We start from the raw sequence: 13,402 nt of genomic DNA, 5'->3' as shown, positions 1-13,402 counted from the left end.
TGGGCCTTTTTGTTTCATGTCGCGACGATCACTCGTCGTTGTTGGTCTCGGGACGCTTGAACAAGGCATCCTCGGCCGAAACCTTGGGCTCTGCCACCGGCTCGGGTGCGGCCAAAGCGGCAGCAGCCTCGGCATCGGCGCGACGGGCTTCGATCACTTCCGAGTCACGCTCGGTTGCGATGCGACGCACGCGCGAGGTTGCACCACCGGTCCCCGCCGGGATCAGACGGCCAACGATGACGTTTTCCTTCAGACCGACCAGTTTGTCGCGCTTGCCCTGAACAGCAGCCTCGGTCAGAACACGGGTCGTTTCCTGGAAGGATGCCGCCGAGATGAAGCTGCGGGTCTGCAGCGACGCCTTGGTGATCCCCAACAGAACCGGTTCGCCCGTTGCCGGACGGCCGCCGCGTGCTTCGATCTTGGCGTTTTCGGCGTCAAAATCGTCGCGCTCGACGTGCTCACCCTTCAGCAGCGTGGTCTCGCCGCTGTCGATGATCTCGATCTTCTGCAGCATCTGGCGAACGATCACCTCGATGTGCTTGTCGTTGATCTTCACACCTTGCAGACGATAGACGTCCTGCACTTCGTCGATCAGGTAGTCGGCCAAAGCCTCGATACCCATGATGCGCAGGATGTCATGCGGCGCGGGGTTGCCGTCCATGATGTATTCGCCCTTTTGCACGAAGTCGCCTTCCTGCACAGGGATATGCTTGCCTTTCGGCACCATATATTCGACCGGCGAGACGCCCTCTTCAGCGGCTTCGATGCTGATGCGGCGCTTGTTCTTGTAGTCCTTGCCAAAGCGCACATAGCCGTCGATTTCGGCGATGATCGCGTGATCCTTGGGACGACGGGCTTCGAACAATTCTGCCACGCGGGGAAGACCACCGGTGATGTCCTTGGTCCGTGCACCTTCGCGCGGGATACGTGCAACCACGTCGCCCGGCTGGATCTCTTGCCCGTCTTCGATCGACAGAATGGCGTCCACCGACATCGGATAGCTGACCGGGTTGCCCTGTTCGTTGCGAACCGGCTCGCCATTGGCGTCCATGATGATGATTTCGGGCTTCAGCTCGTTGCCTTTCGGCGCGGAACGCCAATCGGTGACGATTTTCTGCGTCATACCCGTCGCATCATCGGTGTCATCGCGGACCGAAATCCCCGACAGCAGGTCGACAAACTTCGCCACACCGCCCTTTTCGGCAATGATCGGCAAGGTATAGGGATCCCATTCGTACAGCTTGGCACCACGGATGACACGTTCGCCTTCTTTCACGAACAGCTTCGAACCGTAGAACAGCTTGTGGCTGGCGCGTTCCTGCCCCTGATCGTCCAGGACGAGCAGCTGCATGTTGCGCGACATCACGACCTGTTCGCCGTTGGCGTTGGCCAGAATGCTTTCGTTGCGGAACTGGATCGTGCCTTCATGCGACGCAGCCTGGAAGGACTGCTGGCCACCTTGGGCAATACCGCCAATGTGGAAGGTCCGCATCGTCAGCTGGGTGCCGGGTTCACCGATCGACTGTGCGGCGATAATACCGACAGCTTCACCGATGTTGACCAGCGTCCCACGTGCCAGATCGCGACCATAGCAAAGGGCGCAGATCCCGTCTTCGGATTCACAGGTCAGTGCCGAACGGATACGGATCGACAGAACGCCTGCCTTTTCGATCGCGTCGGCCTTGCGTTCGTCGACAACTTCACCAGCGCGGATGATGATCTCATCCTCACCCGGAACCAGCACATCCTCGGCCACGGTGCGGCCCAGAACACGCTCGCTCAGCGGCGAGATGACCTCACCGTCGTTGACTGCTGCGGTTGCCGTGATCGACTGCTCGGTTCCGCAATCATGTTCGCGGATGATGCAATCCTGTGCGACGTCAACCAGACGACGCGTCAGATAGCCCGAGTTTGCCGTCTTCAACGCCGTATCCGACAGACCCTTACGGGCACCGTGGGTCGAGTTGAAGTACTCAAGAACGGTCAGACCTTCTTTAAAGTTCGAGATAATCGGAGTTTCGATAATCTCGCCCGAAGGTTTCGCCATCAGGCCGCGCATGCCGCCCAACTGCTTCATCTGGTTGACCGAACCACGCGCACCCGAGTGGGCCATCATATAGACCGAGTTCGGCTCCATTTCGCCGCCCGTCTCGTCGATTTTGGTCGCCGAGATGGTGGACATCATGGCTTCGGTGACGCGGTCGTTACACTTGGACCAGGCATCGACAACCTTGTTGTATTTTTCGCCCTGAGTGATCAGGCCGTCCAGATACTGTTGTTCGAATTCCTTGACCTGATCCTGAACCTCGCCAACGATGCTCCACTTGTTGTCGGGGACCACCATGTCGTTCTTGCCAAAGCTGATGCCGGCGCGGAATGCTTCACGAAAGCCCAGACCCATGATCTGGTCACAGAAAATCACCGATTCCTTCTGACCGCAGTAGCGGTAGACGGTGTCGATGACGACCTGAACGTCTTTCTTACGCAGCAGACGGTTCACCAGCTCGAAAGGTGCTTTGGCGTTCATCGGCAGCAACGCACCAAGGCGCATACGGCCCGGGGTCGTTTCATACAGTTTGACGACTTCGATGCCGTTATCGTCAATCTGCTTGATCCGCGATTTGATCTTTGTGTGCAGATGGACAGTGCCGGCTTCCAGCGCATGCTCGACTTCTTCGATGCTGGTGAAGGTCATGCCTTCGCCCTTCATGCCTTCGCGGCTCATCGAGACGTAGTACAGGCCCAAAATCATATCCTGCGAAGGAACGATAATCGGGGCACCGTTTGCAGGCGACAGAACGTTGTTCGTCGACATCATCAGGACGCGCGCTTCCAGCTGTGCTTCAAGCGACAGCGGGACGTGAACGGCCATCTGGTCGCCGTCGAAGTCGGCGTTGAATGCCGAGCAGACCAGAGGGTGCAGCTGGATCGCTTTACCTTCGATCAGGATCGGTTCGAAGGCCTGAATGCCAAGACGGTGCAGCGTGGGTGCACGGTTCAGCAGAACCGGGTGTTCACGGATGACCTCTTCCAGAATATCCCAGACTTCGGGACGCTCTTTCTCGACCAGTTTCTTGGCCTGCTTGACGGTGCTGGACAGACCCTTCGCTTCAAGACGCGAATAGATAAAGGGCTTGAACAGTTCCAAGGCCATCTTCTTGGGAAGACCGCATTGGTGCAGTTTCAGTTCCGGACCGGTCACAATCACCGAACGACCCGAGAAGTCGACCCGCTTACCCAGAAGGTTCTGGCGGAAGCGACCCTGCTTACCCTTCAGCATGTCCGACAGCGACTTCAGCGGGCGACGGTTGTTGCCCGTGATGACGCGGCCACGACGACCGTTGTCGAACAGCGCATCGACCGATTCCTGAAGCATCCGCTTTTCGTTACGCACGATGATATCGGGCGCACGAAGCTCGATCAGGCGCTTCAGACGGTTGTTACGGTTGATAACGCGGCGATACAGATCGTTCAGGTCGGAGGTCGCAAAGCGGCCGCCATCCAGCGGAACCAGCGGACGCAGTTCCGGCGGAATGACCGGAATGACCGTCATGATCATCCACTCGGGGCGGTTGGCCGATTCAAGGAACGACTCGACGATCTTCAGACGCTTGATGATCTTCTTGGGCTTCAGCTCGCCGGTGGCGGCCTTCAGGTCCTCGCGCAGTTGCTCGGCAGTTGCGGACAGATCGATGTTGGCCAGCATCGCGCGGATGGCTTCCGCACCGATGTCGGCTTGGAAGGCGTCGGCGCCAAAGTTGTCCTGCGCATCAAGATACTCTTCCTCGCCCAACAGCTGACCATAGGTCAGGTCGGTCAGGCCGGGTTCGATGACGACATAGTTTTCAAAGTACAGAATGCGTTCCAGATCCCGCAGCGTCATGTCCAGCATCAGGCCGATGCGGCTGGGAAGCGACTTCAGGAACCAGATATGCGCGACGGGCGCTGCCAGTTCGATATGGCCCATGCGTTCGCGACGGACCTTCTGCAGCGTGACTTCCACGCCGCATTTTTCGCAGACGAGGCCGCGATACTTCATGCGCTTGTATTTGCCGCAAAGGCATTCATAGTCCTTGATCGGACCGAAGATGCGCGCGCAGAACAGACCATCGCGTTCGGGCTTGAACGTACGATAGTTGATCGTCTCGGGCTTCTTCACCTCGCCAAAGGACCAGGCCAGAATTTCTTCCGGCGAGGCCAGCGAGATCTTGATCTCATCGAACTGCCGCGTGGGGGCCAGCGGGTTCAGAGGGTTGGTGGCAAGTTCCTGGTTCATTTCCAATTCCTAATGAAGGGCACGGGGGAAGGCTGAGTGGGGGCTTGCGCCCTCACTCGTCTTCTTCCGCATCCAGGAGTTCCATGTTGAGGCCCAGACCCCGGACCTCTTTGACCAGAACGTTGAACGATTCCGGCACGCCTGCTTCAAAGTTGTCTTCGCCCTTGACGATGGACTCATAGACTTTGGTACGGCCTGCAACGTCATCCGACTTCACGGTCAGCATTTCCTGCAAGGTATAGGCGGCGCCATAGGCCTCAAGTGCCCAGACTTCCATCTCACCCAGACGCTGGCCACCGAACTGAGCTTTACCACCCAGCGGTTGCTGCGTGACAAGGCTGTACGGACCCGTCGAACGGGCGTGCATCTTGTCGTCCACCAAGTGGTGCAGTTTCAGGATGTACTTCATCCCGACGGTGACCTGACGCGCGAATTGTTCGCCCGTACGGCCATCGAACACCACCGACTGACCCGAGGTATCAAAGCCCGCGCGTGTCAGCGCGTCATTGATGTCGGCTTCCTTGGCACCGTCGAAGACGGGGGTTGCGATCGGCACACCGGTCCGGACGGTATTGGCGTGTTCGACCAGTTGGTCGTCCTCCATCCCGTCGAAGGTCGATGCATAGATGTCGTCGCCGTAACCGTTCTTCATCGCGTCGCGGACCGGAGTCATATCGCCATTGCGGCGATAGGCCTGCAGTGCCTCGTCGATCTTGATGCCAAGACCGCGCGATGCCCAACCCATGTGGGTTTCAAGGATCTGACCGACGTTCATGCGCGACGGCACGCCCAGCGGGTTCATCACCAGGTCTACAGGGGTCCCGTCAGCAAGGAAGGGCATGTCTTCCATGGCAACAACCTTGGAAACAACACCTTTGTTGCCGTGACGACCGGCCATCTTGTCGCCTGCCTGAAGCTTGCGCTTCACAGCCACGAAGACCTTGACCATTTTCATCACGCCGGGGGGAAGATCGTCGCCCTGACGGACTTTCTCGACCTTATCCTCGAAGCGGGCTTCCAACAGCTTCTTCTGGGTGTCGTATTGCTGATTCAGCGCCTCGACGTCTTTTGCGACATCTTCTTCGCCGACAGCAAGCTGCCACCACTGACCACGGCTTAGCGTGCCCAGCAGTTCTTCAGTCACTTCGGTATTTGCCTTGACGCCTTTAGGGCCTTTGACAGCAACCTTGCCCATGATCATCGTCTTCAGACGTGCATAGACGTTGCGATCAAGAATGCCTTGTTCGTCGTCGCGGTCACGGGCCAGACGTTCGACTTCTTCACGCTCGATCTGCAGCGCACGTTCGTCCTTATCGACACCGTGACGGTTGAAGACACGAACTTCGACGATGGTACCATAGGCACCGGGCGGCAAACGCAGCGAGGTATCGCGAACGTCGGACGCTTTTTCACCGAAGATGGCGCGCAGCAGCTTTTCTTCCGGCGTCATCGGGCTTTCGCCTTTGGGGGTGATCTTACCCACCAGAATGTCGCCCGGACCTGCTTCGGCACCGATATAGACGATACCTGCTTCATCCAGATTGCGCAGGGCTTCTTCACCGACGTTGGGAATGTCGCGGGTGATTTCTTCCGGCCCAAGCTTCGTGTCGCGTGCCGCCACTTCGTATTCATCGATGTGGATCGAGGTGAACACGTCATCGCGGTGGATACGTTCGCTGATCAGGATCGAGTCTTCGTAGTTGTAGCCATTCCACGGCATGAACGCGACAACCACGTTCCGGCCGATGGCCAGTTCACCCTGATCGGTCGAAGGACCGTCGGCGATGACCTGGGTTGCGACAACCTTTTCACCTACCTTCACCAACGGACGCTGGTTGATGGTCGAGGACTGGTTCGAACGCTTGAACTTGCGCAGACGATAGATGTCCACACCCGCGTCGCCCGCACCCATGTCTTCGGTTGCACGCACAACAATACGCTGCGCATCGACCTGATCCACGATACCGCTGCGACGCGCCATAATGGCAGCACCGGAATCGCGTGCCACGGTCGCTTCCATGCCGGTGCCCACAAACGGAGCCTCGGCGCGCAGAAGCGGCACGGCCTGACGTTGCATGTTCGACCCCATCAGGGCGCGGTTAGCATCGTCGTTTTCAAGGAAGGGGATCAGCGCAGCAGCAACCGACACCAACTGCTTGGGCGAAACGTCGATCAGGTCGATGGCGTCAACCGGATTCAACATGAAATCGCCCGACTGCCGGGTGCTGATCAGCTCGTCCACAAAGCCGCCATCGGCGTCCAGCGTTGCGTTGGCCTGTGCCACTGTGTGGCGCATTTCCTCGGTCGCGGACATATAGACCACGTCGTCGGTCACCTTACCCTCGATCACCTTGCGGTAGGGGGTTTCGATGAAGCCGTATTTGTTCACCCGTGCGAAAGTCGCCAAGCTGTTGATCAGACCGATGTTCTGACCCTCCGGCGTTTCAATCGGGCATACACGACCATAGTGGGTCGGGTGAACGTCGCGAACCTCGAAGCCTGCGCGTTCGCGCGTCAGACCGCCCGGCCCCAGTGCCGATAGACGACGCTTATGCGTCACTTCGGACAGCGGGTTCGTCTGGTCCATGAACTGCGACAGTTGGCTGCTGCCGAAGAATTCACGAACAGCCGCCGCTGCGGGTTTCGCGTTGATCAGATCCTGCGGCATGACGGTGTCGATCTCGACGCCGGACATACGTTCACGGATCGCACGCTCCATACGAAGCAGTCCGACGCGATACTGGTTTTCCATCAATTCGCCGACCGAGCGCACACGACGGTTGCCCAAGTGGTCGATGTCGTCGATTTCGCCCTTACCGTCGCGCAGTTCCACCAGACCGTGGACACAGGCAACGATATCCGCATGGCGCAAGGTGCGCTGCGTATCCGGCACGTCCAGATCAAGACGCATGTTCATTTTCACGCGACCAACAGCCGACAGGTCGTAACGCTCGGAATCGAAGAACAGCGTGTTGAACAGGTTCGAGGCAGCCTCGACGGTGGGGGGCTCACCCGGACGCATGACGCGATAGATATCCATCAGCGCCTGTTCGCGGTTCATGTTCTTATCGGCAGCCATCGTGTTGCGGATATAGGGACCCACATTCACATGGTCGATGTCCAGAACCGGAACATCATGGATGCCGTTGTCCAGCAGAACCTTCAGCAGACCGCCGTTGATTTCGCCGTCCTTGCTATATTCGACAGTGATCTCGTCGCCAGCCTCGGCATAGATGAAGCCGGTGGTGTCGTTGACGATATCCTTGGCGATAAAGCGGCCAATAATGCGTTCGAACGGCAGCAACAGGTTCACCTGCTCGCCGGTTTCCTGCAATTGCTTGACCAGACGCGGGGTGACTTTCTCGCCTGCTTTGGCAATGACTTCGCCGGTCGCTGCGTTCACAAGATCGAAGGTCGGACGCGTGCCGCGCACACGTTCCGGGAAGAAGCGCGTGACCCAGCCGGATTCGCGGCCTTCGCGGCGCAATTCATAGCTGACGGTGTCATAGAAGGCATCCATGATGTCTTCCTGCCCCATGCCCAAGGCATAAAGCAGCGTCGTCACCGGCAGTTTGCGACGGCGGTCGATCCGCGCGAACACCAGATCCTTGGCGTCGAATTCAAAGTCCAGCCAGCTGCCGCGATAGGGAATGATGCGGCATGCGAACAGCAACTTGCCCGAGCTGTGGGTCTTGCCGCGGTCGTGGTCAAAGAACACACCGGGCGAACGGTGCATCTGCGACACAACAACGCGCTCGGTCCCGTTCACAACGAACGTCCCGTTCAGGGTCATCAGGGGCATGTCGCCCATGAAAACGTCCTGTTCCTTGATGTCTTTGACCGATTTGGCGCCGGTGTTTTCATCGACATCGAACACGATCAGACGCAGGGTGACTTTCAGCGGTGCGGCATAGGTCATGTCGCGCTGCTGGCACTCGTCCACGTCGTATTTGGGCTGCTCAAGCTCGTATTTCACGAATTCCAGCGTCGCAGTCTCGTTGAAATCTTTGATCGGGAATACCGACTGGAAAACGCCCTGAATCCCGTCGCCATCATTATGGCCGGTGCCTTCACCCGAGTTCAGGAACAGGTCATACGAGGATTTCTGAACCTCGATCAGGTTAGGCATTTCCAGAACTTCACGGATATTGCCGTAGTAGCGCCGGATACGCTTTTGGCCGACATAAGCTTGCGCCATGGGGTCTTGTCACCTTTCGTCTTCGCGCGCGTTCCGAGTCGGGGCCCTCGGAATACGGCCTACGAATGCAGGGGTGAGGTTCCATTCATGCCGCCCGTCCCACCGCGCGACTCCCGAACCTCGAACATGCCCTGAAGGAAAGTCTGTCAGGCTATATGCCCAAACCGTCCTTCAAGACAGGTTCGGCAGGGACCGGAAATTCCGGACCCTGCCTGTCTCAAACCGATCTAAAGGATCGATTACTTCAGTTCAACCTTGGCGCCAGCTGCTTCCAGCTTTGCTTTGATTTCGTCAGCTTCGGCTTTGGTTGCGCCTTCTTTGACTTTACCGCCAGCTTCAACCAGGTCCTTGGCTTCTTTCAGGCCCAGACCGGTGATGCCGCGAACTTCTTTGATCACGTTGATCTTGCTTGCGCCGGCATCGGTCAGAACGACGTCAAACTCGGTTTTTTCTTCAGCAGCTTCGCCGCCTGCAGCAGGACCAGCCATCATGACGGCGCCACCGGCAGCCGGCTCGATGCCGTACTCATCCTTCAGGATGGTTTTCAGTTCTTGGGCTTCCAGAAGGGTCAGGCCCACGATGTCTTCGGCAAGTTTCTTAAGATCAGCCATTTTTCCGTATCTTTCCAGTTAGTGTTCCAACGTCGGGTTCAATACCACTAGTCGGAGAAAAGGGTTGCTTACGCAGCCTCACGCTCTTCCAGAGTCGTCAGGATGCTCGCGATGTTCGAAGCAGGCGCGCCAATGGCACCAGCAATGTTCGAAGCAGGCGCACCGATGCACGATGCGATCTGAGCGATAAGCTCTTCACGCGACGGCAGCGAAGCGACGGCTTTGACACCAGCCGGATCCAAAGCCGAATCACCCATTGCACCACCAAGGATCACGAAACGTTCGTTATCTTTGGCGTACTTGTCGGCGATCCGAGCCGCAGCGGTCGGATCTTCCGAATAGGTAAATACGGTCATGCCCGTCAGGTAGGTGGCGATGCTTGCGCAAGGCTTACCATCAAGGGCGATCTTGGCGAGCTTGTTCTTGGCAACGCGAACGGAACCACCAGCATCACGCATGCGTGCGCGGAGGTCCTGCATATGTGCAACCGTCATCCCCTCGTAGTGGGCAACCACTACGACGCCAGAGCTTTCAAAGATCTGGCCGAGCTCGTCGACCACCTGTTCTTTTTGTGCTCTATCCACGGTTTCACTCCAAGTAGGGGGTTTCCCCCCGGCTCTCACTTTCCCGCGCCCGGAACCGGGCAACAGGTCGGGTCCGCATCGGGGCAAGATCGCCCGAAGGACTGGCCTTCGGAAAAATGCTTCCCCGTCTCAGGAAGGACATTAAGCAGGCGGTTGCCTGCACCCTCCGTCTCGGACAGGACGGGGCATCGAAAGGCGCCCCGCCATTCCCAGCCTTAAGCCAGGAAACTTGTTAGATGCACCGCAATGCACCTAAAAATATCAGTTGGCAACTGCCGAAGCGACATCAACCGAAACGCCCGGGCCCATGGTCGAGCTAATCGAGACTTTGTTCATGTAAGTCCCTTTCGCGCCAGTAGGCTTGGCTTTGCTGACAGCGTCAACAAATGCGCGCAGGTTCTGGGCCAGCTTGTCTTCGTCGAACGAGACTTTGCCGATACCGGCGTGAACCACACCAGCTTTTTCGGCTTTGAACTGGACTTCACCGCCCTTGGCAGCTTCGACAGCCGATTTAACGTCCATCGTCACCGTGCCGACCTTGGGGTTCGGCATCAGGTTGCGCGGGCCAAGGATCTTACCAAGGCGACCCACCAGCGGCATCATGTCCGGCGTTGCAATGCAACGGTCGAAGTCGATCTTACCAGCCTGGATGGCTTCCATCAGGTCTTCTGCGCCGACAACTTCTGCGCCAGCAGCGGTTGCTTCGTCAGCCTTGGGGCCACGAGCGAAGACAGCGACGCGAACGTCCTTGCCGGTGCCTGCGGGCAGCGTGACAACGCCGCGGACCATCTGGTCTGCGTGACGCGGGTCAACGCCCAGGTTCAGCGCGATTTCGACGGTTTCGTCGAATTTGGCCGAAGCACTAGCCTTAACCAGTTTCACGGCTTCTTCGACGGACAAGTTGAACTTGCCTTCAAAGGCGGCGCGAGCGGCGACTTTTTTCTTCGAGAACTTTGCCATGACTTAGCCTTTCACCTCGATACCGATCGAACGGGCCGAGCCGACGATGATCTTCATGGCCTGATCGACATCATTTGCCGACAGATCAGCCATTTTGGCTTCAGCGATCTCACGGATCTGCTTGGCCGTGACCGTGCCTGCGGGCATACGACCGGGCTTTTCCGAACCGCGTGCGCGGTTGCGCTTGCCGACCGGCTTCAGACCAGCAGCGCGCTTCAGCAAGAAGGATGCCGGCGGCGTCTTGGTTTCGAAGGTGAACGACTTATCAGCGTAATAGGTGATCACGACTGGAACGGGGGCACCCTGCTCCATTTCCTGCGTCTTGGCGTTGAACGCCTTGCAGAATTCCATGATGTTGATACCGCGCTGGCCCAAAGCAGGACCAACGGGGGGCGACGGGTTCGCTTGGCCCGCCTTGATTTGCAGCTTCAGGCTGCCGACAACTTTCTTGGCCATGTGGCCTCTCCTTCATCATCATGCCCGGAAGTTCGGGCCTTGACTTAGCGGTACGGCTTGCGCCTCCCGCAACCAATCACGAGGTCTTGGTAACCTGCGTGAATTCCAGTTCGACCGGCGTAGGCCGGCCAAAGATCGACACGGTGACTTTCACACGCGACGAAATTTCGTCCACTTCTTCCACCATCCCCGAGAAACCCTCGAAAGGACCATCGGCGACGCTGACCTGTTCGCCCACTTCAAAGCGGATCAGGTTACGCGGCGCGGCGGCAGTGCCGTCGCTGCTGCGGTTCATCATCGAGTTCACCTCGTCGTCCCGCATCGGCATCGGCTTGCCCTGTGCACCAAGGAAACCGGTGACGCGGTTGATCGAGCTGACCAAGTGATAGGTGCGATCCGACATATCCATGTGGACCAGCACATACCCCGGCATGAAACGACGTTCGGACGTGACTTTCTTGCCACGGCGAATTTCGATCACTTCCTCGGTCGGGACCAGCACCTCGTCGATCTGATCTTCCAGACCCTTCTCGGCGACGGCTTGGCGAATCGCCTCTGCGACCTTCTTTTCGAAGTTCGACAGGACACTGACCGAATACCAACGCTTTGCCATGTCTGGATCGACCCCTACTCATCTCTTGGGAATCACACAGAACCGCGCAACCCCTTGAATTCTAATTACGTCCGGAAAATTGAAAGCGGCGCGCATGGAATTCCTATGCACGCAGTCATCCGGACAGTCGTGGGCAAATACCGCCCCTGACCACGAATTGCAAGCCTTGATTAGCCGCTAATCATCCGCAAACCCTGCGTCAGGCCGGTGCGGACCGCCAGATCGATCAGGAAGAAAAACAAGCTGGTGACCGACGCAAAGATCAACACCATAATCGTCGTCGTAATTACTTCGCGGCGCGTCGGCCACGAGATCTTGCCGGCTTCGGCGCGGACCTGATTGATGAACTGGACGGGATTGGCCACGACAGGCTCCTTCGCAAGTGCAGGTGCTGATGTAACGAGGCCGTTCTGCCATGACAACCCTTCATCATGCCCTGACGGGCAAGTGATGTTGCAATGGCGGAAGGACCTGGCAGGGGCAGGGGGACTCGAACCCACGACCCTCGGTTTTGGAGACCGATGCTCTACCAACTGAGCTATACCCCTGAGGTCGAGCCTCATTAGAATCCGCCCGCCCTGCCGTCAAGCAGATAACCGACGCTTTTCGCGCCGCATTGACGAAAATCACCTGAAGCGCGGAAATTCGATCTTGGGGCAGCGGTCCTGAATCACGGTCACCCCTGCCCTGCGCGCCTTTTCCGCCGCCTTGTCATCGCGCACGTCAAGTTGTGTCCAGATGACTTTTATATCGGGCAGATGCGTCAGAACCTGATCGACGATCCCCGCCACCGCAGAGGACTGGCGAAAAATATCTACCATATCGACCCCCGCGTCATTCGGGACATCCGCCAATGAAGCATAGACCGGCTGATCCAGAATCGTTTTTCCCGCATGCCCCGGGTTTACCGGAATTACTTTAATACCTTGCGCCAGCAGATAGCGTGCAACACCCCAGCTTGGCCGTGCCTCGTTCGGGGACAGGCCGACCATGGCGATGACACGCGTTTCTTTCGCAATGCGTTCGATATCCTGATCTTCCTGATCAATATCCATAAACTCCCCCAAAGTTTGTGATGCACCCGACAATCGCGGGCTTTCAAAGAAAAGGCGCCCGGTCCACAAGGTGGCCAGGCGCAAGTCACGGAACGAGGGACAGTGATCTGAACATGACCGTTCCGGGGTCATGCTCTGTGATGTAAATGGGCATCACCCCCAAAAGGTTCCATAACCCTCACGCTCTCGTGAAAACGCACGTCAGATCGTGCAGTTCGGGCTGGATTAATTGCCGCCCTGAAATGCCATCCGAGCGTCACCAAGGACTTCTTCGGAATTCTGCAAAAAGGCCCTTTCGGCGGCACCTGATTCCAGCAGGTACAGATGCCCTTTGACGACAGCAAAATAGCGTGGATCACCGCGTTGCGGTCGGCCTTTGGACAAAGACACGGGACAGATGCCGTCGAAATCAGGTGTAAAGCTGCGCGGGTCCGATTCAAACCGCGCACGATTTTCTTCCGAAGCAAAATGCCACAGCTTACCCCGCCACATTGTCGCAATATCGCTGCGCCCCGGAACGGCACGACCCGAGTTGGCATAACCGACAGGATCAAACCCGCCCAAAGCCCAATCCTGGGCGATGGCCGGAAAGGCACAGGTAACTGTCAGAAGAAAAACCGATGTAAAATGACGCATGTGAACTCGGACT

General features: G+C 57.8%; 10 protein-coding genes and 1 tRNA gene. All 11 read right to left on the bottom strand.

Going from position 1 to position 13,402, the window contains the following annotated elements:
• Positions 1 to 28 precede the first annotated feature (28 nt).
• Complete coding sequence (rpoC, locus tag DWB67_RS06910) at positions 29 to 4,276, bottom strand: DNA-directed RNA polymerase subunit beta' (RefSeq protein WP_119806788.1); 4,248 nt, start codon at positions 4,274 to 4,276, stop codon at positions 29 to 31.
• Between the two features lie 52 nt (positions 4,277 to 4,328).
• Entirely contained in the window at positions 4,329 to 8,474 is a 4,146-nt protein-coding gene (gene rpoB / locus DWB67_RS06905) for a DNA-directed RNA polymerase subunit beta (protein WP_119806787.1), read from the bottom strand.
• Positions 8,475 to 8,713: 239 nt separating this feature from the next.
• Positions 8,714 to 9,085: a 50S ribosomal protein L7/L12 gene (gene rplL / locus DWB67_RS06900; RefSeq protein ID WP_119806786.1), complete on the bottom strand. Its 372-nt coding sequence runs from the start codon at positions 9,083 to 9,085 to the stop codon at positions 8,714 to 8,716.
• A gap of 68 nt (positions 9,086 to 9,153) precedes the next feature.
• A complete protein-coding gene (gene rplJ, locus DWB67_RS06895) occupies positions 9,154 to 9,669 on the bottom strand; it encodes a 50S ribosomal protein L10 (RefSeq protein WP_119806785.1) in 516 nt (171 codons plus the stop codon).
• A 261-nt stretch (positions 9,670 to 9,930) separates the two neighbouring features.
• Positions 9,931 to 10,629 (bottom strand): 50S ribosomal protein L1, encoded by a 699-nt coding sequence (rplA, locus tag DWB67_RS06890; RefSeq protein WP_119806784.1) that lies wholly within the window; start codon positions 10,627 to 10,629, stop codon positions 9,931 to 9,933.
• Between the two features lie 3 nt (positions 10,630 to 10,632).
• On the bottom strand, positions 10,633 to 11,085 hold the full coding sequence (gene rplK / locus DWB67_RS06885; RefSeq protein ID WP_119806783.1) for a 50S ribosomal protein L11: 453 nt from the start codon (positions 11,083 to 11,085) through the stop codon (positions 10,633 to 10,635).
• Positions 11,086 to 11,161: 76 nt separating this feature from the next.
• Positions 11,162 to 11,698, bottom strand: coding sequence for a transcription termination/antitermination protein NusG (nusG, locus tag DWB67_RS06880; RefSeq protein ID WP_119806782.1), 537 nt, complete (start codon positions 11,696 to 11,698; stop codon positions 11,162 to 11,164).
• A gap of 170 nt (positions 11,699 to 11,868) precedes the next feature.
• On the bottom strand, positions 11,869 to 12,063 hold the full coding sequence (secE, locus tag DWB67_RS18010) for a preprotein translocase subunit SecE (protein ID WP_182911514.1): 195 nt from the start codon (positions 12,061 to 12,063) through the stop codon (positions 11,869 to 11,871).
• Between the two features lie 107 nt (positions 12,064 to 12,170).
• Positions 12,171 to 12,246 (bottom strand) — tRNA-Trp (locus DWB67_RS06870).
• A 78-nt stretch (positions 12,247 to 12,324) separates the two neighbouring features.
• Positions 12,325 to 12,753, bottom strand: a complete 429-nt coding sequence (locus DWB67_RS06865) for a CoA-binding protein (protein WP_119806917.1) — start codon at positions 12,751 to 12,753, stop codon at positions 12,325 to 12,327.
• A 225-nt stretch (positions 12,754 to 12,978) separates the two neighbouring features.
• Positions 12,979 to 13,389: a YHS domain-containing (seleno)protein gene (locus DWB67_RS06860; RefSeq protein WP_119806780.1), complete on the bottom strand. Its 411-nt coding sequence runs from the start codon at positions 13,387 to 13,389 to the stop codon at positions 12,979 to 12,981.
• Between the last annotated feature and the right edge of the window lie 13 nt (positions 13,390 to 13,402).

Source organism: Paracoccus sp. JM45 (genome assembly GCF_003590715.1).
In the GTDB taxonomy this organism is placed as follows: Bacteria; Pseudomonadota; Alphaproteobacteria; order Rhodobacterales; family Rhodobacteraceae; genus Paracoccus.
The sequence above is the reverse complement of the archived record's forward strand: the minus strand, read 5'-3'. Positions and strand labels throughout refer to the sequence as shown.